Annotated in this window: 21 protein-coding genes and 1 pseudogene; 17 read left to right on the top strand and 5 right to left on the bottom strand. The window is 44.0% G+C overall.

All coding sequences use genetic code 11. From position 1 onward, the window contains the following. From nqrF to ACWJAO_RS08925, 3 genes are all read left to right on the top strand, one after another. Positions 1-785 (top strand): NADH:ubiquinone reductase (Na(+)-transporting) subunit F (nqrF, locus tag ACWJAO_RS08935; protein ID WP_449140006.1); only part of this gene is annotated, 785 nt, incomplete at its 5' end. A 126-nt stretch (positions 786-911) separates the two neighbouring features. Then, a complete protein-coding gene (locus ACWJAO_RS08930; protein WP_449140005.1) occupies positions 912-2,501 on the top strand; it encodes a capsule assembly Wzi family protein in 1,590 nt (529 codons plus the stop codon). A gap of 10 nt (positions 2,502-2,511) precedes the next feature. Beyond that, positions 2,512-2,970 (top strand): lipocalin-like domain-containing protein, encoded by a 459-nt coding sequence (locus ACWJAO_RS08925; RefSeq protein WP_117693612.1) that lies wholly within the window; start codon positions 2,512-2,514, stop codon positions 2,968-2,970. Positions 2,971-3,024: 54 nt separating this feature from the next. On the opposite strand, the gene ACWJAO_RS08920 is transcribed toward ACWJAO_RS08925, so the two are convergent. Then, positions 3,025-5,013 carry a fructose-1,6-bisphosphatase gene (locus tag ACWJAO_RS08920; protein ID WP_449140004.1) on the bottom strand — a complete coding sequence of 663 codons (1,989 nt, stop codon included), beginning with the start codon at positions 5,011-5,013 and terminating at the stop codon, positions 3,025-3,027. Positions 5,014-5,190: 177 nt separating this feature from the next. On the opposite strand from ACWJAO_RS08920, the gene galE reads away from it, so the two are divergent. The 10 genes from galE to ACWJAO_RS08870 all read left to right on the top strand — a co-directional run bounded on the left by galE (position 5,191) and on the right by ACWJAO_RS08870 (position 14,347). Further along, positions 5,191-6,228 carry a UDP-glucose 4-epimerase GalE gene (gene galE / locus ACWJAO_RS08915; protein WP_144150875.1) on the top strand — a complete coding sequence of 346 codons (1,038 nt, stop codon included), beginning with the start codon at positions 5,191-5,193 and terminating at the stop codon, positions 6,226-6,228. Positions 6,229-6,427: 199 nt separating this feature from the next. Beyond that, the gene (locus tag ACWJAO_RS08910; RefSeq protein ID WP_287797624.1) at positions 6,428-6,709 is read left to right on the top strand and encodes a T9SS type A sorting domain-containing protein; all 282 of its coding nucleotides are present in this window, start codon (positions 6,428-6,430) and stop codon (positions 6,707-6,709) included. Positions 6,710-6,823: 114 nt separating this feature from the next. After that, the gene (locus ACWJAO_RS08905) at positions 6,824-8,284 is read left to right on the top strand and encodes a L,D-transpeptidase family protein (RefSeq protein WP_449140003.1); all 1,461 of its coding nucleotides are present in this window, start codon (positions 6,824-6,826) and stop codon (positions 8,282-8,284) included. A 20-nt stretch (positions 8,285-8,304) separates the two neighbouring features. Next, positions 8,305-8,847, top strand: a complete 543-nt coding sequence (locus ACWJAO_RS08900) for an RNA polymerase sigma factor (RefSeq protein ID WP_118253362.1) — start codon at positions 8,305-8,307, stop codon at positions 8,845-8,847. A 58-nt stretch (positions 8,848-8,905) separates the two neighbouring features. Beyond that, the gene (locus ACWJAO_RS08895) at positions 8,906-9,295 is read left to right on the top strand and encodes a hypothetical protein (RefSeq protein WP_449140002.1); all 390 of its coding nucleotides are present in this window, start codon (positions 8,906-8,908) and stop codon (positions 9,293-9,295) included. 100 nt (positions 9,296-9,395) lie between these two features. Further along, the gene (locus tag ACWJAO_RS08890; RefSeq protein ID WP_287828155.1) at positions 9,396-9,797 is read left to right on the top strand and encodes a hypothetical protein; all 402 of its coding nucleotides are present in this window, start codon (positions 9,396-9,398) and stop codon (positions 9,795-9,797) included. A 171-nt stretch (positions 9,798-9,968) separates the two neighbouring features. Beyond that, entirely contained in the window at positions 9,969-11,729 is a 1,761-nt protein-coding gene (aspS, locus tag ACWJAO_RS08885) for an aspartate--tRNA ligase (protein WP_449140001.1), read from the top strand. A gap of 269 nt (positions 11,730-11,998) precedes the next feature. Further along, positions 11,999-12,295 (top strand): winged helix-turn-helix domain-containing protein, encoded by a 297-nt coding sequence (locus ACWJAO_RS08880; RefSeq protein ID WP_334558223.1) that lies wholly within the window; start codon positions 11,999-12,001, stop codon positions 12,293-12,295. Between the two features lie 106 nt (positions 12,296-12,401). Then, a complete protein-coding gene (locus ACWJAO_RS08875) occupies positions 12,402-12,755 on the top strand; it encodes a hypothetical protein (protein ID WP_144150870.1) in 354 nt (117 codons plus the stop codon). A gap of 104 nt (positions 12,756-12,859) precedes the next feature. Next, on the top strand, positions 12,860-14,347 hold the full coding sequence (locus ACWJAO_RS08870; RefSeq protein ID WP_264910119.1) for a xylulokinase: 1,488 nt from the start codon (positions 12,860-12,862) through the stop codon (positions 14,345-14,347). Between the two features lie 289 nt (positions 14,348-14,636). On the opposite strand, the gene ACWJAO_RS08865 is transcribed toward ACWJAO_RS08870, so the two are convergent. The 3 genes from ACWJAO_RS08865 to mltG form a co-directional block, all read right to left on the bottom strand. After that, positions 14,637-16,001, bottom strand: a complete 1,365-nt coding sequence (locus ACWJAO_RS08865; protein ID WP_118253350.1) for a PFL family protein — start codon at positions 15,999-16,001, stop codon at positions 14,637-14,639. Between the two features lie 12 nt (positions 16,002-16,013). Beyond that, positions 16,014-16,286 (bottom strand): ACT domain-containing protein, encoded by a 273-nt coding sequence (locus ACWJAO_RS08860; RefSeq protein WP_217313620.1) that lies wholly within the window; start codon positions 16,284-16,286, stop codon positions 16,014-16,016. 150 nt (positions 16,287-16,436) lie between these two features. Next, the gene (gene mltG, locus ACWJAO_RS08855) at positions 16,437-17,489 is read right to left on the bottom strand and encodes an endolytic transglycosylase MltG (RefSeq protein WP_449140000.1); all 1,053 of its coding nucleotides are present in this window, start codon (positions 17,487-17,489) and stop codon (positions 16,437-16,439) included. Positions 17,490-17,680: 191 nt separating this feature from the next. Between mltG and ACWJAO_RS08850 the strand changes: the two are divergent. Further along, a pseudogene (locus ACWJAO_RS08850) lies at positions 17,681-18,331 on the top strand (carbohydrate-binding module family 20 domain-containing protein); the annotation flags it as partial. Between the two features lie 105 nt (positions 18,332-18,436). Further along, positions 18,437-19,099, top strand: coding sequence for an HAD family hydrolase (locus ACWJAO_RS08845; RefSeq protein WP_449140007.1), 663 nt, complete (start codon positions 18,437-18,439; stop codon positions 19,097-19,099). Positions 19,100-19,115: 16 nt separating this feature from the next. On the opposite strand, the gene ACWJAO_RS08840 is transcribed toward ACWJAO_RS08845, so the two are convergent. Next, on the bottom strand, positions 19,116-19,823 hold the full coding sequence (locus ACWJAO_RS08840) for a LytR/AlgR family response regulator transcription factor (protein ID WP_449139999.1): 708 nt from the start codon (positions 19,821-19,823) through the stop codon (positions 19,116-19,118). A 272-nt stretch (positions 19,824-20,095) separates the two neighbouring features. Here ACWJAO_RS08840 and ACWJAO_RS08835 point away from each other — a divergent pair, with 272 nt between their 5' ends. Together ACWJAO_RS08835 and ACWJAO_RS08830 are read left to right on the top strand one after the other, a co-directional pair. Further along, a complete protein-coding gene (locus ACWJAO_RS08835; protein ID WP_449139998.1) occupies positions 20,096-21,175 on the top strand; it encodes a phosphatidylinositol-4-phosphate 5-kinase in 1,080 nt (359 codons plus the stop codon). A gap of 141 nt (positions 21,176-21,316) precedes the next feature. Next, positions 21,317-21,760 carry a YhcH/YjgK/YiaL family protein gene (locus ACWJAO_RS08830; protein WP_449139997.1) on the top strand — a complete coding sequence of 148 codons (444 nt, stop codon included), beginning with the start codon at positions 21,317-21,319 and terminating at the stop codon, positions 21,758-21,760. The last annotated feature ends 30 nt before the right edge of the window (positions 21,761-21,790 follow it).

The following is a 21,790-nucleotide window of genomic DNA, read 5'->3' as shown; positions in this document are numbered from 1 at the left end:
TTCCGGGTTCTTACGCTCAGATCAAGATTCCTGCATACGACTGCATCGATTACGACAAGGACTTCGACAAGGATCTCATTGGCGAGGAGTACATCGGAGCATGGAAGAAGTTCAACATCTTCTCTCTGAAGGCTCACAACCCAGAGCCTACCGTTCGTGCTTACTCTATGGCGAACTATCCTGACGAGGGTGATATCATCACCTTGACCGTACGTATCGCCACAACTCCATTCTTGCCACGTCCACAGGTAGGATTCCAGAACGTACCGACAGGTATCGCTTCTTCTTACATCTTCTCATTGAAGCCAGGCGACAAGGTAATGATGAGTGGTCCTTACGGCGACTTCCATCCTAACTTCACATCAGGCAAGGAGATGATCTGGATTGGTGGTGGTGCCGGTATGGCTCCATTGCGTGCTCAGATCATGCACATGACCAAGACTTTGCACACCACCGACCGTGAGCTTCACTTCTTCTACGGTGCTCGTGCATTGGGTGAGGCATTCTTCCTGGAGGACTTCTGGGAGCTTGAGAAGGAATTCCCTAACTTCCACTTCCATCTTTCACTCGACCGCAAGGACCCAGTGGCAGATGCTCAGGGCGTGAAGTACTACGAGGGATTTGCTGTTAACTGCATCCGTGATACCTACTTGAAGGATCACGAGGCACCAGAGGATTGCGAGTACTATCTCTGCGGACCTCCAATGCTGATCAAGACCGTTACCGATTATCTGGATTCTCTCGGTGTAGATCCTGAGAGCATCATGTATGATAACTTCGGATAAAGATAATTTAATTAAAGAGCAATGTTTGTTCTCGGAATCGGGATGCAAGCGTTGCTCTTTTTTTTCTGAAAATATGCAATATAATGGAGATCATTCCGTTTTTATCTTTAAAGTATAAATTTAATTATGAATAAGATTAAGGTAGGTGTATGTTTTGCCCTTTGCAGTTTGGCAGTCCCATCTATGGCACAGTATATGTGGCAAGAGAGTAATGGTGCGGAGAAGATAAATCTTGGGGAAGACATACAATATGGTGTTGAGATGCAAGGTTCGTTTTCGAATGGTAAAACGCCTCTGTGGCTTAACGCAAATAAACATGGATTAAGTTCTTTAGAGAAGAATAACGGCTATCTCAGAGGTAGTCTGGTTCGTCCGCTTTCTGCTGATTCTGCTCGCCGCTGGGCTGTAGGATATGGAGTAGATGTGGCGGTACCGGTAAACTATACCAGCAATGTTGTTGTGCAGCAGGCTTATGTAGAGGCTCGCTGGCTTTATGGTGTGCTGACTGCAGGTGCCAAGGAATATCCGATGGAGTTGAAAAACCAGTCGCTCTCCAGTGGTAGCCAGTGTCTGGGTATCAATGCCCGTCCGATACCTCAGGTTCGTCTGGCGCTTCCTGAATATTGGACGCTTCCGTTTGGTAGAGGCTGGCTGCAGCTGAAAGGTCATCTGGCTTATGGTATGACGACGGATGATGGCTGGCAGCACGATTTTACAAAACGGCAGACTAAATATTGCGACCACATACTCTATCACAGCAAAGCAGGCTTCCTGCGTATCGGCAACGAGAATGCTTTCTGTCCGCTCAGCATAGAAATGGGTTTGGAGATGGCAGCTCAGTTTGGCGGCAATGCATATCGCCCAATGGGTGACAGTATGGTTCAGATTCCTACCGAGAAAAATCTGAAAGGTTTCTGGCATGCGCTGTCGGCAACGGGCTCTGATGCTGGCGAAGGGGCTTATGCCAATGTTGCCGGCAACCAGTTGGGCAGTTGGCTCATGCGCATCAATTATGACGCTGACAGTTGGAAAGCTGCCATCTATGCTGATCATTTTTTCGAAGACCACAGTCAGATGTTTCTCCTCGACTATAATGGATATGGTGAGGGTGCAGACTGGAATAAGAAGGTAAAACGCCGTTTCTTCATGTATTCGCTGAAGGATATCATGCTGGGCTTCGAACTGAATCTGAAGTATTCGCGCTGGCTGAAAAATGTGGTGCTGGAGTATCTCTATACCAAATATCAGAGTGGTCCGTATAATCATGACCGTACATCGGGTATCGCAGACCATGTAGCGGGTACTGATGATTATTATAACCACAGCATCTATCCTGGATGGCAGCACTGGGGTCAGGTGATAGGAAATCCTCTCTACCGTTCACCTATTTATAATGATGACGGATATATTATTATCAGAAACAATCGTTTCATAGCTTATCATCTGGGTTTTGATGGTCAGCCTACACAGCGGTTGGGCTATCGTATATTAGGCACCTATCAGAAAGGTTGGGGTACATATAGCAACCCGTTTACAAAAAAGCATCATAATGTAAGTTTTCTGGTAGAGGGTCATTACGATTTTCCACATCAATGGCAGTTGAAGGCAGGCTATGCGATGGATTTCGGTAGCGAAAAGATGCTGGGACATAATGCCGGTATGCAGATAACCATCAGTAAAAGAGGTTTGCTGACGAAAAAAAATAATAATCGATAAGATAGAAAATATGAAAAAGATAATAGGGGTGCTTTCCCTTGCTGTTATGATGCTCACTCTAAGCTCATGTGAGGTAGAAACAAGCCAGAATGGTGATTTGGATGGTTTCTGGCATCTGGAGCAGGTAGATACTTTAGCTACAGGGGGTACTTGTAACTTTGCAGATAAACGCGTGTTCTGGGGCTGCCAGTATAAGCTGATTCAGGTTGCTGATTATGATCGCTTCGAGGCTGGTAGAGGATTTTATCTGCGTTTTGAGCAAACCTCCGACAGTTTGCTGATTACATCTGTTTATCGTAATAAATGGCATGAAGATTATGGAGGCGATGTACTTTTAACAGAAATGAATGATTCTTTGCGTAGCTGTGGCATCAATCATCTGAATGAGCATTTTGCCAAGGAGGTAATGACCGGAGGTAAGATGCAACTGAAGAGTAAAACCCTGAGATTGCGGTTCAGAAAATTCTGAAAAAAAGCCCTCGATGCATGTAGCACCGGGGGCTTTTGGGGTATGCTCGGTTTCTTACTTCTTCCTTTCTGATTCCTTGATGAAACCATGTCGGTAAGCATAGAGAAGCTCCTTCAGGTCTTCTATCTGCTTACGGAGTTCGCAACCTATATCTGTGTCGGCTACCAGCATTCGGCGGTTCGACATTTCTACAATCTGTGTGGTACTCTTGATGTCGGTACCTTGCTTGATGGCATCTTCCATACTCGTAAATGGCTCGTGCTGGACCAGCTGAAATCCGCGGGAGTGATATACTAAGGTGTAGCCGGCAATGCCAGTCTCGTTGTGGTAGGCTTTAGAGAAACCTCCATCGATAACCATCAGCTTGCCGTTTGCCTTGATAGGGTTCTCGCCCTTGGTTGTGCGAACGGGCACGTGTCCATTGATGATATGGCGGTTAGGACCGGTTACCCCAAACTCATCCATAATATGGTCGATAACCTGTTCGTTATCGCGCAACAGGAAGTAGTATCCCTTCTCTTCTTTATGAGTCTCCTTATCGGTAATGAAATAGCGCTCGAAGGTGGCCATCTTACTCTTGTCGAAGAGCGGACTGTCGGGACCGCACCATAGGTAGATGAAATAATCGATGGCATATTCCTTTTCATTCGGATCAGAATCTGATTGGAAAGCTGTACGTATCTGCATGCCTGTATGATGCATTAAGGCTCTGCCGCTGAATTTCTTGCCAGGATATATTTCTACCTCTTTTAATGAACCATCTTCGTTGAGCGGACAGGAAGCATGGAAAAGCAGGTTGTAGTTGAAGATAGCGTACATGCAACCATGCTGCAGCATAACCTTGATATGCTTGTGCAGCTTCTCGCAGACCATAAACGAATGATGCAGTTTCTGGATCAGAATTTCCTCTTCTTCAGATAGCTTGTCTGGATTGTCCGGATCGATGGTAGGGAAGTGGCATGAGGTCATGTCATACTCTTTTCCGTCAATCTCTGCCTTGCCGTTCCTGTAATCGATATGGTCAAAAAGACAACGGTCTTTCATCTTCCATTCCGGATGCTTCTTGAAAAGCTGGCTCTCTAATTTAAACTGGATGACAGCTATAGCCTTGTGCATCTGAGAGGTGAGCCGCTGGGTCTTTTCATCCATTGCTGCTGCACCTCCGCTGAGCTTAGGCAGAAATTCTTTGCAATCATCCTCCTTGTAGGTTTCCATCGCAAAAGTAGCGAGTGGTACGAGGTTGATGCCATAGCCTTCTTCCAATGTCGAGAGGTTGGCGTATCGCAGGGAGAGACGGATTACATTACAGATGCAGGCATCATTGCCGGCAGCTGCTCCCATCCATAGTACATCGTGATTACCCCACTGGATGTCCCAACTGTGGTAGTGGCACATCTTGTCCAAGATGATGTGGGCTCCTGGACCTCTATCGTAGATGTCGCCCAGAATATGGAGCTGGTCGATAGCCAGGCGCTGGATGACGTTGGCTATAGCGATGATAAAATCATCGGCTCTGCCTGTGCTGATAATCGTATCAACAATAACATTGACATAGGCTGTTTTGTCATGATCTTCGGTGTGCTCGTGCAAAAGCTCCTGGATAATATACGAGAAATCGCATGGCAGCGATTTGCGCACCTTGCTTCGGGTATATTTGCTGGAAACATCACGGCATACAGCCACCAACTGGTGCAGGGTGATGTGATACCAGTCGTTGATGTCAGGCTCGTTCTGCTTGACGAGTTCCAGTTTCTGCTCAGGATAGTAAATAAGAGAGCAGAGTTCTCGCTTATCCTGTTCGCGAAGGGTATTGCCAAAGAGTTCGTTCACCTTACGCTTGATATTTCCTGATGCATTTTTCAGTACATGCAGGAAGGCCTCATACTCACCATGGATGTCGGCAAGGAAATGCTCGGTACCCTTTGGCAGGTTGAGGATGGCTTGCAGGTTGATAATCTCGGTGCTCGCCTCTGCTATAGTAGGGAACGACTGAGAGAGCAATTGCAAATATCTCATGTCTTGTTCTATATTATAATATTTCATGTTTTTTTCCATTTTCTTAGAGCCTTTTTACTATTTATCTTTTGCAAAGATAGTATAAATAATAGATAAAACAAAGGAAAAAAGTGTTTTTTTTGAAAAATCTTTCTGTTTTTTCAGATTTTTGCAGTACTTTTGCAGAAGAAATAAAATAATTCTTCAAACTAACTATATTTGATTATGAAACAAACTATTCTTGTTACTGGTGGTACAGGCTTCATAGGTAGCCATACTACAGTAGAGTTGCAGCAGGCAGGCTACAATGTTGTTATCGTAGATGATCTCTCAAACTCAAAGATTGAAGTACTCGATGGTATCGAAAAGATTACTGGTATCCGCCCTGCTTTTGAACAGGTTGACTTGCGCGACAAGGCTGCTACCGAGGCAGTATTCCAGAAATATCCTGATATTGAGGGTATCATTCACTTTGCTGCAAGCAAGGCAGTAGGCGAGAGCGTACAGAAACCATTGTTGTATTATCGCAACAATATCGTATCGCTCATCAATCTCCTGGAACTTATGCCAAAGTATCAGGTAAAGGGTATCATCTTCTCTTCTTCTTGTACCGTTTATGGTCAGCCGAAGCCTGAGAATTTGCCTGTAACAGAAGAGGCTCCTCATCAGAAGGCTACTTCACCTTATGGCAATACTAAGGAGATTAATGAGCAGATCATAGCTGATTATATCCATAGTGGTGCAGCCATCAAGAGCATTGTATTGAGATATTTCAATCCTATAGGTGCACATCCTTCTGCTGAGATTGGTGAGTTGCCAAATGGTGTGCCAAACAATCTGATTCCATACGTTACTCAGACAGCTATGGGTATCCGCAAGGAACTCACTATCTTTGGTAATGATTATGATACTCCTGATGGAACCTGTATCCGCGACTATATTTATGTTGTAGACTTGGCTAAGGCACATGTAGCTGCTATGGCACGTGTTCTTGATAAGGAGACTGAGCCTATCGAATATTTCAATATCGGTACAGGTAATGGAAACTCAACTCTCGAAATTGTTGAGACTTTTGAAAAAGCTACAGGTGTGAAACTGAATTGGAAGTATGGTCCACGAAGAGAGGGCGATATTGAGAAAATTTGGGGTGATTGCACCAAGGCGAACAAGGTACTCGGCTGGAAGGCTGAGGCTAAGCTTGAAGATGTGTTGGCTTCTGCTTGGAAATGGCAGCAGAAACTTCGCGCTGATGGCATCATGTAAAGTGTTGGTTGTTTTAGAAAATAATGTGAATTGGCTTCTTTTTTCCTCTGAAAGGTTAAAAAAGCTAATTTTTGGGAAACTTATCGTCGGGAAGACGGTAAGTTTCCTTTTTTTTATATATCTTTGCAGAAAGAACTATTGGTTTAACGAAACTTGAAAATATATGAAACGGACTTTACTTTCAATATTAACAATTGCAATGTTAGCACTTTCTGTTCCTTCGGATGCTATGGCCAACGAGGGAAATATAGAATGGGCAGACCTTGATGTGGCAGATATCAACTTGAACTATGCTGGGGGCGTGATGCATATCACAGGCGCTAGCGGGCAAGTGGTGAGAATATATAATGTGGCAGGTGTTACTATCAAGACCTTCCGCGTAGAAGGTAATGACAAGCGCGTAAACTTGCCATTGGCTGATGGTATCTATATTGTAAAGGTGGGGAATACCTTTACGCGCAAAATTTGCGTAAAGCATTAATAGTACCATAGAGGCCTTAGAATGCCGTTTGACTTTAATCAGAAAGTGAAAGTCTTTCATTTTTCGTTACTTATCATTTCTTGCTGTTTGATGTTCTGTTCTTGCCACGACAGGGTGCCAAACAGCAATTTCCAATTATCGTTAGATGATTATCAGGATTTACGTTCTTCTGCCTATGCTATCAATTCGAGGGCGGTAAGGAATCTGATAGACAGCATCATGCGAAATGATAAAGACCGACATGCTGCTGATTTGCATACCCGTCGATATTACCAGAATAAAGGTAGTCTGCTTTGGATTACACGTCATGGGGTAAATAGTCAGGCTGACTCCCTGGTGACTTGCCTGCGTACTGTAGCGGATATGGGATTTGATAAACGTCGGTTCTATGTGGATGCTATTGCCCGAGATATTGACAGGTTACGAGATTTAAATCTAGATTCAGCTGATAATCAGATAAATCAAGTGATAGCCCGACTGGAGTATCGCTTGACCAAAGCTTACTTCAGATATACGATGGGGCAGAATTTTGGATTTATGAACCCTAGTTTTGTTTTCAATCGTTTAGATACTCTTGCTCCCAATCCTTATGATAGTAGCAAGAGCCCCGTTAGGTTCAGAGGTCTGTTTGATGTAAAAATGGCTCATGCAGATGATGCGTTCTATCAGAAGGCTATGCAAATGGTTAGATGCGACTCGGTGGCTTCCTTCCTGAAAGAAGTACAGCCAAAGAATCCTTTCTATTATCAACTGCTGGAAAAATTGAAGGCTGGAGGACTGGGCAAGGCGATGAGAATCAAAATTCTCTGCAACATGGAACGTTGCCGCTGGAGACAGTATGATAATCCCTGGAAACACGAAAAATATGTGGTTGTCAATATACCATCGTTCCATCTGATGGCTATTGATCATCAGGATACGCTCTCGATGCGCATAGGATGTGGAGCCAGTAAAACCAAAACCCCGATATTGAACAGTCATATCAAACGTATGGAGTTGAATCCTCAATGGTTTGTTCCCCGTAGTATCGTTCTCCATGATATGATACACCGGGTGGGGAATCATGGCTACTTTCGCGCGCGTAACTACTATGTAAGGGAAGTGGCAACAGGTAAGGAGGTTGACTTAAACAGAGTAACTCGATCTATGCTTATTTCTGGTGCTTATGGCATCGCCCAGCGGGGCGGAAAGGGGAATGCTCTGGGAAGAATCATCTTCCGTTTTGATAATAATTTCTCGGTCTTCCTGCATGATACTAACAGTAAGGGCGTGTTTGGACAAGAGGATAGAGGAGTATCGCATGGATGTATAAGAATAGAAAAACCGTACGATTTCGCTGTCTTTCTATTGGCTGACAAAAACGAGAAACTGAAGGAAAAGATATACTATTCGATGACAGCAGATTCGCTAGCCAATAAAAAACTTGTTGTGAATAACGTAAAGGTTAATCCTCAAGTTCCTCTCTTCATCACCTATTATACACTCTATCCGTTAGCAGGAGGCAGAATAGCTGATTATTCTGATGTGTATGGATTTGATGCGGTAATATTCGATATGTTGAGAAAATATCTATAAACAACACATTTGTAAAAGCAATGATAAACGATAAAGAACTCTTGGCGATGATTAGGGATCCTAAGACCCAACGCGAAGGCTTTGCTGTACTGGTAAGTCAGTATAGCGAGCCGTTGTATTGGAAGGTTCGCCATATTGTTTTAGATCATGATGATGCTGATGATGTGTTGCAGAATGCCTTTGTTAAGGCTTGGACCAATCTGGATTCGTTTCAGGGAAAGTCTTCGCTCTCAACATGGCTTTACCGTATAGCAATTAACGAAGCGCTTGATTTCTTGAGACGCAAAAAGCAGATGGTAAATGTCAGTACCGAAGACGAGCCGGGCTTGGCTTCACGTCTTCTTGCCGATGACTATTTTGATGGTGACCAGATTCAGGCAGAACTGCAAGAGGCTGTAGCCCTACTGCCTGATGTTCAGCGCACAGTTTTCACTCTAAAATATTATGATAATATGAAATATTCAGAGATGAGTAAGGTGTTGTCAACAAGTGAAGGAGCTTTGAAGGCATCCTATCATCTTGCTGTGAAAAAAATAACCGATTTTTTCAATCGTAAGGATTAAACCTTTTCGGTTAGTTTCCGTCTATATTAATAAAGTATAAAAGAAAGGAATGAGGAATATGTTAAAAGAAGACAATATATTGAATAGCCGTTTTGGTAAGAAAAACCATTTCCAGGTGCCGGCTGGTTATTTCGACCAGCTGACGGATAGGGTGATGGCAAATTTGCCGGAGCAGGAACCCCGCATCATTCACATGCAGCCTAGCTTATGGCAGCGTATGCCGATTCGAAAGATTGTGGCGGCTGTTGCTGTTTTGGCTGTGATGGGAGGTGGTTCGGTACTGGCGCTGAAATATACGGGAAGCAGTAAGCCTGCTATGGCACATGTGGACCATATGGTTCAGAAAGCTGCTGTGAATAATAATGAAGATGCTACTTTTAATGAGATGGCCGATTATACGATGATGGATAATGAAACTATCTATGCATCGCTGATTGCAGAAAATTAATGGTTGATATTTCTTTTTGTCTACAGATAAAGATTAAAAAAAAAAATAGGGTATGAGAAAGATAATGCAACATAGGTTTCTTGCGCTTTTAGCTATGCTGATGATTAGCCTAGTTTCACTTGCTTCACAGCCTCAGGGTAGAAAACATCATGATGGATTTGATCCTGAAAGGTTTCAGGCAGAACTAGAACAGTTTATTACGACTAATGCCTGTCTTACGCCGAGAGAAGCTGCTAAATTCTTTCCGGTATATAGACAGATGGGTAAGAAAATGCGTATGATATTCGATGAAATGCGCCGATTCCGTCATGTGAATCCGAATGATAATGAGGCATGTGCCGAAGCAATCAGAAGACAGGATGAGTTGGATATTCAGCTGAAACAGTTGCAGCAAGAGTATCATTCTAGATTTATGACCATCTTACCACCTAATAAGGTGTTCAGTGTCATCAAGGCAGAGGAACGGTTCCATCGGCAGGCATTCAGACGGATGAAGAAATAAATCTCTAAAAAAGTAGAGATAAAACTATTTAATATGTATTTATGTGACTTTAGGTCACATTAATAGGGTCGCGAAGATATTTTTAATAATATTTTCGTGATTTTATTTTGTCCTTTCCGTTATTTGTTGTACTTTTGCACTTTGGAAAATAATAATATAATATAATAAGGTATGTACAGAAGTAATACGTGTGGAGAGTTACGTCTCTCTGATGCCGGCAAAGAAGTGACACTTGCCGGTTGGGTACAGCGCTCAAGAAAGATGGGTGGTATGACATTCGTCGATTTGCGCGACCGTTATGGTATCACACAGTTGGTCTTCAACGAGGCTGATAACAAAGACTTGTGTGATGCAGCTAACAAGCTAGGTCGTGAATTCTGCATTCAAATAAAGGGTGTAGTAAGTGAACGACAGAGCAAGAATCCTAAAATGGATACTGGTGACATAGAAATCCTGGTGAAGGAACTCAATGTCCTCTCTCAGAGTCAGACCCCTCCTTTCACTATCGAAGATAATACTGATGGTGGTGATGATATCCGTATGAAGTATCGTTATCTTGATTTGCGTCGTCCTGCAGTGCGCAAAAATCTGGAGTTGCGTCATCGTATGTGCATCTTGATTCGTAACTTCCTCGATGCACAGAACTTCATGGAGGTTGAAACCCCTGTTCTTATTGGTAGTACACCAGAGGGAGCCCGCGACTTTGTTGTTCCTTCCCGTATGAATCCAGGTCAGTTCTACGCTCTTCCACAGAGTCCTCAGACTTTAAAGCAGCTCTTGATGGTTGCTGGCTTCGACCGCTATTTCCAGATTGCCAAGTGCTTCCGTGATGAGGATCTTCGTGCTGACCGTCAGCCAGAGTTTACACAGATTGACTGTGAAATGAGTTTTGTTGATCAGGATGATGTCATCAACCTTTTCGAGGAAATGGCTCGCCATTTGTTTAAGGAGATTCGTGGTGTAGAACTTCCTAAGTTGGAGCAGATGACCTGGCACGATGCTATGCGCCGTTTCGGTAGTGATAAGCCAGACTTGCGCTTCGGTATGGAATTTGTTGAGTTGAAAGATGCTTTCACAGGTAAGGGTAATTTCTCTGTATTCGATGAGGCTAAGTATATTGGCGGTATCTGTGTTTCAGGTTGTGCTGATTATAGCCGTAAGCAGTTGAACGAATTGACTGATTTTGTTAAGCGTCCTCAGGTCGGTGCCAAAGGATTGGTATATATCAAGTATAATGCTGATGGTACCGTGAAGAGTAGCATAGATAAGTTCTATTCTCCAGAGGAACTTGCTGAAATCAAGACCGTAATGGGAGCCAAGGATGGTGACCTTGTTTTGATTTTGAGCGGTGATAATGCTAACAAGACACGCATTCAGCTTTGCTCTTTGCGTTTGGAAATGGGTGACCGTCTTGGTCTTCGTGATAAGAATGTATTCAAGTGTCTTTGGATTATTGACTTCCCTCTCTTTGAGTGGAGCGATGAGGAACAGCGCCTGATGGCAACTCATCATCCTTTCACTATGCCAAATCCTGATGATATCCCATTGCTCGATGAGCATCCTGAGCAGGTTCGTGCCAAGGCATACGACTTTGTTTGCAATGGTATCGAAGTAGGTGGAGGTTCTCTCCGTATCCATGATACTCAGTTGCAGGAGAAGATGTTCGAGGTTCTTGGCTTTACTCCAGAACGTGCTGAGGCCCAGTTCGGTTTCTTGATGAACGCTTTCAAGTATGGCGCACCACCTCACGCAGGTCTTGCTTTCGGTTTGGACCGTTTCGTCAGCATTATGGCTGGTCTCGACAGTATTCGCGATTGTATCGCCTTCCCAAAGAACAACTCCGGTCGAGATGTTATGCTCGATGCTCCTTCTGAACTTGACCCTAAGCAGTTGGATGATTTGGAAATCAAAATTGATTTGAAGGCTGAATAAAAATAGAGAAACGAAGGTATTCACTCCATAAAAGAGTATGCGTAAAATGCCTTGAGAAAAATTCAATGATTTATAATAAGTAATTGATTTTTAGTAAATAAAGTGCTGCGCTTCTTGACGTAAATCAAGAAATGCAGCACTTTTGTTTATAAGTAGTAGTTTTTTCTATTTTTCTAACACTATTTCGAAATAAAAGTTATAAATTTGCAGCAGATATTAAGGTTGAGCTGACGAAATGAGGCTCAATAGAATCATAAAATTCTTAAAACATGGTAGAAAAGAAAGCGACAACTAAGACTGCTGCAAAGAAGCCAGCAGCAAAGAAGGCTCCAGTAGCAAAGAAGGCTCCTGTAGCAAAGAAGGACGTTCTTTACTTGAACGCAGAGAACGCAGGTTTTAGAGCTGGTGATGTATATCAGGCATTGGCAGCTTCAGAAAAGGCTCTCACAGTAGCAGAAATTGCTAAGGCTGCTAAGATCAGTACAGAGGATGTAATCCTTGGTATCGGTTGGCTCTTCAAAGAGGGTAAGATTAAGGATGAGGACAACAAGGTTGCTCTCGCTTAAATAAGGTTTATTTTTCAAAGAGCCGCGGTTGCTTGTAAGTGAGTAACCGCGGTTTTTTCTTTTTGTGTCTTCTCTCTTTAAAGAGGACGAATGTTATGATTATTATATGAAACTTGATCAGGAGATATTCAATGTTCTTTTGGCTGCGGGTGCAAAAGGGTTGAAAGTAGAAAAAATAGCTCGTCATGTATATAATTCCTGTAATTCGATTTTTACACCTCTGAATTACAAGGATGTTCATAGCTATGTTACGCAATATCTCACCAGATGCGCTAAAGACCCACAATCGCTTATAGAAAAAGGTAAGGGGTATGGTGTATATCATGTTAATTTTGATTCAAAGGCCGTACAGCAACTGATGCTCAATTTTTCTTCTTCTGTATTAGAAAATAGTAATGAAGAAGAGGATAAGGCTGATGATAGTGCTCCTCAAAGTCTTTTTGATGAGAATATGTTCTAAATTATTTTTTTTATGAGGGGAATGTTGTAGTATGTTCGTATAATATATGTAGACTTTATAAAAACTGATAAAAGTTAAACAATAAACATATAAACGAATAAACTATGGCTAGTAGATATTTATTAGGTTTTGACGTAGGCTCAAGTTCTGTAAAGGCTTCGCTTACTGATGTTGACAATGGAGAAATCGTAGCTGCTGCATTCTATCCGGATCATGAAGCACCCATTATGGCTGTAAAGACCGGTTGGGCAGAGCAGGATCCTCAGATGTGGTGGGATAATGCTAAGCTGGCGCTTAGGAAAATCATGGCAGAATCTGGTGCCAAGGGTGAAGATATCCTTGCTATTGGTATCTCGTACCAGATGCATGGCTTGGTTTGTGTTGATAAGAATCAGCAAGTTTTGCGTCCTAGTATCATCTGGTGCGACTCTCGTGCCGTACCTTATGGCGAGAAGGCTTTTCATGATTTAGGTGAGGACTTCTGCTTGCGTAATCTGCTCAATTCTCCTGGAAACTTTACTGCATCTAAACTTGCTTGGGTAAAGGATAATGAACCGGAACTGTTTGATAAGATTGATAAGATTATGCTTCCTGGTGATTATCTGGCAATGAAACTTTCAGGTGAAGTTAAGACTACTATCAGTGGTCTTTCTGAAGGTATGATGTGGGACTTCAACCAGAAAAAGCCTGCTAAATTCCTGCTTGATTACTTTGGCTTCGATGAAAGCATTCTGGCTGATATTGTTCCAACATTCTCTGTACAGAGTGTAGTAAGTAAAGCGGCAGCTGAAGAACTTGGTCTGAAAGAAGGTACACCAATATCTTATCGTGCGGGTGACCAGCCAAATAATGCTGTGAGTCTGAATGTGTTCAATCCGGGTGAAATTGCAAGTACTGCAGGTACATCAGGAGTTGTATATGGTGTATTGGGTGATGTTAACTATGATCCAAAGAGCCGTGTCAATACTTTTGCTCATGCTAATTATACTACAGACCTTGACCGTCTTGGTGTATTGTTGTGTATCAATGGAACTGGTATCTTGAATGCGTGGGTTCATCGAAATTTCACTCCAGATGTAAGCTATGCGGATATGAATGATCTTGCAGCTTCTGTGCCAATAGGTAGTGATGGTGTTAAGATTATCCCATTTGGTAATGGAGCTGAGCGTGTATTAGAGAATAAGGAAGTAGGGTGTTCTATTCGTGGCATCAGCTTTAATAAGCATAATCGTGCTCATGTTGTTCGTGCAGCACAAGAGGGTATCGTCTTCAGTTTCTGCTATGGAATGGAAATCATGCAGCAGATGGGTATGGATATCAAGAATATTCATGCAGGTAAGGCTAATATGTTCCTCAGTCCGTTGTTCCGAGATACTTTGGCGGGTGTGAGTGGTGCTACTATCGAACTTTATGAGACAGATGGTAGTGCAGGTGCTGCTAAGGGTGCTGGTATTGGTGCCGGTATCTATAAGGATCATAATGAGGCTTTTGCTTCATTGAAGAAACTTGCAGTCATAGATCCTGATGAGGCTAACCGTTCTGCTTATCTCGAGGCTTATTCTGCATGGAAAGAAGAGATGAAAAAACTTTAAACGTTTGTAATTTACTTTAGACAAACTTTTTTTATAATATCAGATAAAGGGTGGGAGAAGTCTCACCCTTTATTTTTCTTTTTCCCGATTCTTTTGACTTTTTGGGGAGCTTCCGTCTTATTTAAGGATTGATTTAAATATCTGTAGTTGATGTTTCTGAGTATCTATCCACCTATGTTTTGCCATGATGAACCGCTTTAGAAGATAGATAAGTGATTATACAATGAAAAAATCCTCCAGCCCGCTTGAGAAAGCAGGATGGGGGATTGGTATTTTGAATCAAAACAGTTTAATTCTTGAAACTGTGGATTGGAGCCGGAATACGACCGGCACGGTTTACGAATGCCTCGCAACTGAATGGGTTTACAGGCATGATTGGAGCATGACCGAGCAAACCGCCGAAATCAACATTGTCGCCTACCTTCATGCCCACAACAGGGATGATACGTACGGCGGTAGTCTTCTGGTTTACCATACCGATGGCAGCCTCGTCGGCAATGACACCGGAAATGGTGGTGGCTGGAGTATCGCCAGGGATGGCAATCATATCCAAACCTACTGAGCAGACACAAGTCATTGCCTCCAACTTCTCGATGGTCAGTGCACCAGCCTCTACAGCGTTGATCATACCCTGGTCTTCGCTGACTGGGATGAAGGCACCGCTCAAACCACCTACATAAGAAGAAGCCATGATTCCGCCCTTCTTAACCTGATCGTTCAGGAGCGCAAGAGCTGCTGTGGTACCAGGAGCACCAGCATGCTCAAGACCGATGAGTTCGAGAATATCAGCTACGCTATCGCCGATAGCTGGGGTAGGAGCCAGGGAAAGGTCGATGATGCCGAACGGTACGTTCAGACGGCGTGAAGCCTCCTTAGCTACCAACTGACCTACACGGGTAATCTTGAAGGCGGTGCGCTTGATGGTTTCGCAAAGAACCTCGAAGCTTTCGCCCTTCACCTTCTCCAATGCATATTTTACAACACCCGGACCGCTGACACCAACGCTCACTACCGCATCGGCCTCAGAAACACCATGGAAGGCACCCGCCATGAACGGGTTATCATCTGGCGCATTGCAGAGAACAACGAGCTTGGCGCAACCCAGAGAACCTCTGTCCTTGGTTGCCTCGGCTGTATCCTTTACGATTTCACCCATCAGACGGACAGCATCCATGTTGATACCGGTCTTGGTAGAACCCACATTGACTGAACTGCAGACGAAATCGGTCTGTGCCATCGCCTGAGGGATAGAACGGATCAGGAGTTCATCGCTCTTGCTCATCCCCTTGCTTACGATAGCCGAATAGCCGCCCAGAAAGTTGATGCCGAGCTCCTTGGCACACTGGTCGAGGGTCTTGGCAATCTTTACGTAATCGTCGGTAGTCTTGCAGGCAGAACCGCCTACCAGCGAGATAGGAGTGATGGAGATACGCTTGTTGACGATAGGCACACCAAACTCCTTGGAGATTTCTTCGCCGGTCTTCACCAGGTTCTTTGCCAGACGTGTAATTTTATTATGGATGTTCTGACAGAGCTCATCGAGATCGGTAGATGCGCAATCCAACAGGTTGATACCCATGGTGATGGTACGCACATCGAAATTCTCCTGCTCTATCATCTTATTGGTTTCGATAACCTCAGATATATTGATCATATTGTTTGCTTTTTAAATTCTGTGCATCATATTGAAAATTTCCTCGCGCTGGCATTTAATCTGCACGCCCATAGCCTTACCAACATTGGTGAGATCATCGGCAACTTCCTCGAAAGTTTTCTGCATCTTGCCCATGTCTACGATCATCATCATGTTGAAATACTCCTGTACGATGGTCTGAGAGATATCCAAGATGTTGATACTGTTCTCTGCCAAATAGGTACAAACCTTGGCGATGATACCAACGGTATCCTTGCCCACTACTGTAATAATCGTTCTGTTCATGTATTTATTCCTTTTTTTTAATTGGTAAGTTTTTGGCTGCAAATTTACAACTATTTTGTTAGACTACCAAATAAAAAGTCAGAAAACTTGAAAAATCACTAACGCTTTGCAAGTTTTCTGACTTATTTTTACTAATCCTGTTTACTTATCTTACTTGATGCCTCTTTCGTTGAGCGCTTTAGAATATTTGGCTGCATTCTGCAGGTGCTCATCATAAGTGCGGGCAAAATTGTGAGTGCCGCTGAAATCCTCCTTGGCACACATGTAGAGGTAATCATGATGCACATGGTTGAGGACGGCATCGATACCTGCTACGCTCGGAATACGGATAGGCCCCGGTGGCAAGCCTGGGTTCTTATAGGTATTGTACGGGCTCTTGATAGAGAGGAGGTTGTTGTAGATGCGCTTGAGGTCGAATCGCTGCCAGGCATATTTGATGGTAGGATCGGCCTGCAATGGCATTCCCTCTGGATATTCGGCGTTGCGGAGCATCAGACGGTTGTAATACATGCCGGCTATCATCGGTTTCTCGCCGTTGTTGGCAGTCTCTTCGTCTACTATGCTGGCTAGGGTGATGACCTCCACCGGTGTCAGTTTCATAGCCTTTGCCTTCTCGGTACGCTCAAAGTTCCAGAACTTGTCGCTTTCTTTCTTCATGCGCTCCAGAAATTTATCTACCGAGATGTTCCAGTAGAGATCGTAGGTGTTAGGGACGAACATGCAGGCGATAGTGGCTGTATCGTAACCGTATTTCTGACAGATGCTCTCATCGCGCAGGGCATGGTAGAGGTCGTTGCTGCCAAACATCATCTTCTTGCCAATCTCATCAGAGAGCTTGTCGAGTGTGCGAACCGAAGGGATGGTGAGGCTAACCGGTTCCTGCAAACCGTTCTTCATGTGGCGCCATGTCTTGAGGGCACCGTCGCCCGGAGCAATGGCGTATCTACCTGTGCGGATATGATCGGCATAGCCGGAATGGAGGGTCAGGGTCTTGAATGCCTGAAACGGAATGCTCTTGGCAAATGGGCGGAGCTTGTTGTATACTGAGTCGATGTTATCATCATTGTCGATGTAAACATACTCGGTCTTGCTGCTCTTCGAGAAGGAAGAGAAACAGTAGACGTAGCCCACGATGGCGATGACTGCGATGCAGCCTATAGCACCATACAGATAGAGCTTAGAAAATGATTTTTTCTTTTTCATATTCTTCTTGTTTGTTATTTTACGGGTGCAAAAGTACAGTAAAAATGGGAAATAGCAAAGCATAGGAATTTAAAATAGGTTAATTGTCATCTTTCTTTATCCGTTGTGTCTGCTTTTTTGTTACCTTTGCACATGACTTTAAGAATCAATATGTATATCGGTGCTTCCGGGCACCTTATTATAAAAGGATTATGAAAATGAAGTTTTCGATAGCGTATGCTGCTAAGTGGGGCAATGCCCTGCATGTGGAATTGACTTTTGCCGCCGCTGACGGCTATCAAGATACGATGGACTTGCCGATGACTACCCAGGACGGGTATCACTGGCAGGTGGAAATGGCGTCAAGGCAGAACCGCCATCACCCTTTCGTGGCTGTGGCTTACTGCTACTGCGTGAAAGATGCTGAGGGAAAGGTGCTGCGCAGGGAATCGCTGGCTTCTGCGCGCCAATATGTTTTTGATGAGAGCAAGAATTTCTATTTCCAGGACTATTGGCTGGAGGAGGATAATCCTTATGTGGAAAAAGATGCCTTCGTATTGCAGCAGCAGGTAAAATTTACTGATGTAAAACCAGCGCGTCTGCCTCTCTTCGACCGTACCATCATCTTCAAGATTCATGCCCCGAAACTCTATGAGGGTGAGGCTGTGGCGCTGTTGGGAAATCATCCTACGCTTGGTAAATGGAATCCGGCTCATTTCCTGCAGATGCAGAACAATCATGGTAAGGATTGGGAAATATCGGTGAACGTGCAGGCCATCGATGCGCCGATAGAATATAAATATGTGGTGATTGATGCCAAGACCCAGAAACTGAAGAGATGGGAATTCGGGGAGAACAGAACCTTTGGTATTACGGGTAATGAACCGGCTGGAGGACAGGGTGCTCCGCAGGGCGAAATACGTGTGTATCATCAGGATGTTTATGTGCTTCATGGCGGTGATTTCCGCATCAAGAGGGTTCCGGCTCATGCCCAGTTCAATTTCGATACCTATATCTTCGACCTCGACGGCACGCTGATTTCTTCTCTCCACGACCTGGCTGCAAGCTGCAATTATGCGCTGAAGCTGAACGGGATGCCTGAACGTACGCTGGAGGAGGTGCGCATGTTTGTAGGAAACGGAGTGAAAAAACTGATGGAACGTGCCGTGCCAGGAGGTTTGGAAAATGAGAAGTTTGAGAAAACCCTGCAGGATTTTCGCCAGCATTATATGGTGCACAACATGGATAACACCAAACCTTATCCGGACGTGATGGAGATGCTGGAGGAACTGAAGAACAGGGGAAAGAACATTGCGGTGGTAAGCAACAAGTTTTATGCAGCCACACAGGAAATCTGCCGCCATTTCTTCGGCGACCTGGTGGATGTGGCAATAGGAGAGCGGGAGAATATCAAGAAAAAACCGGCTCCTGATACCGTAAACGAAGCTTTGCGCCAGCTTCATGCAGATAGAGACAGGGCGGTTTATATCGGTGACAGCGATGTGGATGTGATGACAGCGAAGAACAGCGGAATGCCTTGTATCTCAGTACTGTGGGGATTCAGAGATCACGATTTCCTGCTGGCGCATGGGGCTTCTATCCTGGTATCATCACCGTTGCAGATATTATAGAGTTTCCGGAAGACCATCATAGCGAATGGTCTTCCAGATATTTCTTGATAATCTCAAAGTAGGATTCGGATATCGGAATGCTCTGGTCGCCATAGGTGACGTGCTGCTGGTCTATCGTATCAAACTTTGTCATGTTGGCCAGAAACGAACGGTGTACCCGCTTGAATTTCTCTCTTGGCAGCCGTTCTTCCAGTTGCTTGAGGTTGCCCAGGGTTCTGATGTTAGGTCTGCCCTCAAGATGGAACCGGATATAATCTTTGTCGCAGTCAACAAACAGAATATCATCCAGCGGGATTCTCACGCATTTGTAATCTCGTTTTACCACCAGAAACCCGTCGCGCTTGATAGGGTTGTAGTTATTGTCCTGCATGTAGCTTTCGAAGACTTTCTGGCATGATCCCATAAAGTCATCGTAGGTGATGGGCTTGAGCAGATAGTCGAATGCATTCACTTTGTAGGCCTCGATGGCATACTCCTTGAAGGCGGTGGTGAAGACAATCTTTACGTTCTTCGGTACAACCTTGGCAAATTCCAGACCGCTGATCTGCTGGATGTGGATAGCGAGAAAGAGTACGTCGAGATGGTTGTGACGGATGCCGTCTACTGCATCTATCGCACTTTTGTAGGCTCCGATCAGATGCAGGGTCGGAGTCTTTTCTATATACTGTTCCAGGAGTTGTAACGCTTCCGGATCTTCATCTATGATGGCGCAATTTAATATCATAATCTTACTGTTTTAGTGATTTTATTTTCGATTTCCGTAAAAACGTAATTTGTGTATTTTTATTGTATTAAACGGAAGATTTTTTCGGATAAAAAAATATTTTCACGATTTTACCTTAAATTTGTTTAATCTATTTGGTTATTTGAGGAAAAACCTATAACTTTGGAGTTTGATAAGAAAGACTATAATTGTAAAATATGAAATACAATAACGAACAACATACCGGATTTTCCTGTCGGAGCAGGTGTTTTTTCCTTGCCTTGGCTCTGGCAATGGCATCGGTTGATGCCTCTGCCCAGAAGATTTCGCTAGGCTCGTGCATCACCCGTGATGGCGGCCAGTTTAAAGGCGAAATGGTGAGCGGAAAACCGCAGGGAAAGGGTACTACCATCTATAAGAATGGTGATACATACGAAGGCTCTTATATAAAAGGTAAGCGCGAAGGCTATGGCGTTTATACCTTCAGCGACGGTGAAAAATATGAGGGACAGTGGATGCAGGACCAGCAGCATGGTAAAGGTACCTACTATTTCCAGAATAACAATAAATACGTAGGTCTCTGGTTCCGTGATTACCAGCATGGTCATGGTGTCATGTTCTATTATAATGGTGATAAATATGATGGCGACTGGTATAAGGACAAGCGTCAGGGACGTGGTGTTTATACTTATGCCAACGGCGCACAGTATAAAGGCCAGTGGATGAACGATATGAAGAATGGTAACGGCTTCTTCAACTGGGGAGACGGAACCACTTATGACGGTCAGTGGCTCGACAACCAACGCTCGGGCAAAGGTACTTTCAAGTATGCTGACGGCGATGTATATATCGGCGACTGGAAGGATGATATCCAGGACGGTAAGGGCATCTATAAATTTCACAATGGTGACATTTATGAAGGTGATTATGTGCAGGGCGAACGGATTGGTGTAGGCATCTTCCGCTCAGCTAAGGGTGCCAAGTATAACGGACAGTTCAAGGATGGTCTGCGTACCGGCCAGGGTACTTTCATCTGGAAGAATGGCGATATCTACGTAGGCGACTGGAAGGATGATCTGCAGAACGGCAGGGGCAAGCTGACCAAGAAGAACGGCGACGTATTTGAAGGAGAGTTCAAGAACGGTCTGGTAGATGGTAATGTGGTGATTCATTATGCTGATGGCAGAAAATTCAAGGGTGCCTATCATAAAGGTAAGCGCCAAGGACCTTGCATAGAAGAAGATAAAGCCGGCAAGCGTTTCGAGGGTACCTACCGCAACGATGTGCGTGACGGAAGATTCGTAGAGAAAGACCGCAACGGACAGGTTACAGCCAAGGGAACCTACGAGAACGGCAAACGATTTGAAGACTAATCTCTTCAGAAAATAGAGAATTACAAAGAAATTATAAATAACGAGATAGAGAACCTTTATATTTAAATAATGTTGAATGTTGAATGTTCTGTGTTCAATGTTAAATGTAAAAGTTCAAATCTCAAAGCTTAAACTAGAATTATGGTAGTAGATACTTTAGACAATTTGGAGAAATATGTTTCTCTCAATCCACTCTTCGCAGAAGTAGTGAAGTTTATCAACGAGACTGATCTCACTAAGTTGGAGACCGGCAAGCATCCTATCCAGGGTGATGATCTCTTTGTGTATATCGTTGTAGCTCACGGTAAGACCGAGGAAGAGGCTACCATCGAGGCACATCGCCAGATGATTGATATTCAGATTCCTTTGAATACAGAGGAAACCTATGGATATTCTCCAGTGAAGGATCTCCCTGAAGTGGAATACAACGAGGCTGGAGATTGCACTGTATATCCTGGTGTGAAGGCTCAGACACTGGTAACCTGCAAGCCAGGCCAGTTTGCCATCTTCTTCCCACAGGACGGTCATCAGCCATGTATCGGCAAGGGTGATATCCATAAGGCAATCTTCAAGGTAAAGGCTTAAAAACCTTAATAAAATAGTAGAACCATCTAA

This window comes from Segatella sp., from assembly GCF_977051555.1.
This window is presented reverse-complemented; position numbering and strand designations above follow the sequence as displayed.

Excerpts from the sequence above, each read along its gene's own strand:
- mltG (WP_449140000.1), bottom strand. The coding sequence starts at position 17,489 with ATGAAAAAGAAAAAATCATTTTCTAAGCTCTATCTGTATGGTGCTATA.
- ACWJAO_RS08925 (WP_117693612.1), top strand. The coding sequence starts at position 2,512 with ATGAAAAAGATAATAGGGGTGCTTTCCCTTGCTGTTATGATGCTCACT.
- ACWJAO_RS08910 (WP_287797624.1), top strand. The coding sequence starts at position 6,428 with ATGTTAGCACTTTCTGTTCCTTCGGATGCTATGGCCAACGAGGGAAAT.
- ACWJAO_RS08870 (WP_264910119.1), top strand. The coding sequence starts at position 12,860 with ATGGCTAGTAGATATTTATTAGGTTTTGACGTAGGCTCAAGTTCTGTA.
- ACWJAO_RS08900 (WP_118253362.1), top strand. The coding sequence starts at position 8,305 with ATGATAAACGATAAAGAACTCTTGGCGATGATTAGGGATCCTAAGACC.
- ACWJAO_RS08880 (WP_334558223.1), top strand. The coding sequence starts at position 11,999 with ATGGTAGAAAAGAAAGCGACAACTAAGACTGCTGCAAAGAAGCCAGCA.
- ACWJAO_RS08920 (WP_449140004.1), bottom strand. The coding sequence starts at position 5,013 with ATGAAATATTATAATATAGAACAAGACATGAGATATTTGCAATTGCTC.
- ACWJAO_RS08875 (WP_144150870.1), top strand. The coding sequence starts at position 12,402 with ATGAAACTTGATCAGGAGATATTCAATGTTCTTTTGGCTGCGGGTGCA.
- aspS (WP_449140001.1), top strand. The coding sequence starts at position 9,969 with ATGTACAGAAGTAATACGTGTGGAGAGTTACGTCTCTCTGATGCCGGC.
- ACWJAO_RS08895 (WP_449140002.1), top strand. The coding sequence starts at position 8,906 with ATGTTAAAAGAAGACAATATATTGAATAGCCGTTTTGGTAAGAAAAAC.
- ACWJAO_RS08890 (WP_287828155.1), top strand. The coding sequence starts at position 9,396 with ATGATTAGCCTAGTTTCACTTGCTTCACAGCCTCAGGGTAGAAAACAT.
- ACWJAO_RS08865 (WP_118253350.1), bottom strand. The coding sequence starts at position 16,001 with ATGATCAATATATCTGAGGTTATCGAAACCAATAAGATGATAGAGCAG.
- ACWJAO_RS08830 (WP_449139997.1), top strand. The coding sequence starts at position 21,317 with ATGGTAGTAGATACTTTAGACAATTTGGAGAAATATGTTTCTCTCAAT.
- ACWJAO_RS08930 (WP_449140005.1), top strand. The coding sequence starts at position 912 with ATGAATAAGATTAAGGTAGGTGTATGTTTTGCCCTTTGCAGTTTGGCA.
- ACWJAO_RS08835 (WP_449139998.1), top strand. The coding sequence starts at position 20,096 with ATGGCATCGGTTGATGCCTCTGCCCAGAAGATTTCGCTAGGCTCGTGC.
- ACWJAO_RS08860 (WP_217313620.1), bottom strand. The coding sequence starts at position 16,286 with ATGAACAGAACGATTATTACAGTAGTGGGCAAGGATACCGTTGGTATC.
- galE (WP_144150875.1), top strand. The coding sequence starts at position 5,191 with ATGAAACAAACTATTCTTGTTACTGGTGGTACAGGCTTCATAGGTAGC.
- ACWJAO_RS08840 (WP_449139999.1), bottom strand. The coding sequence starts at position 19,823 with ATGATATTAAATTGCGCCATCATAGATGAAGATCCGGAAGCGTTACAA.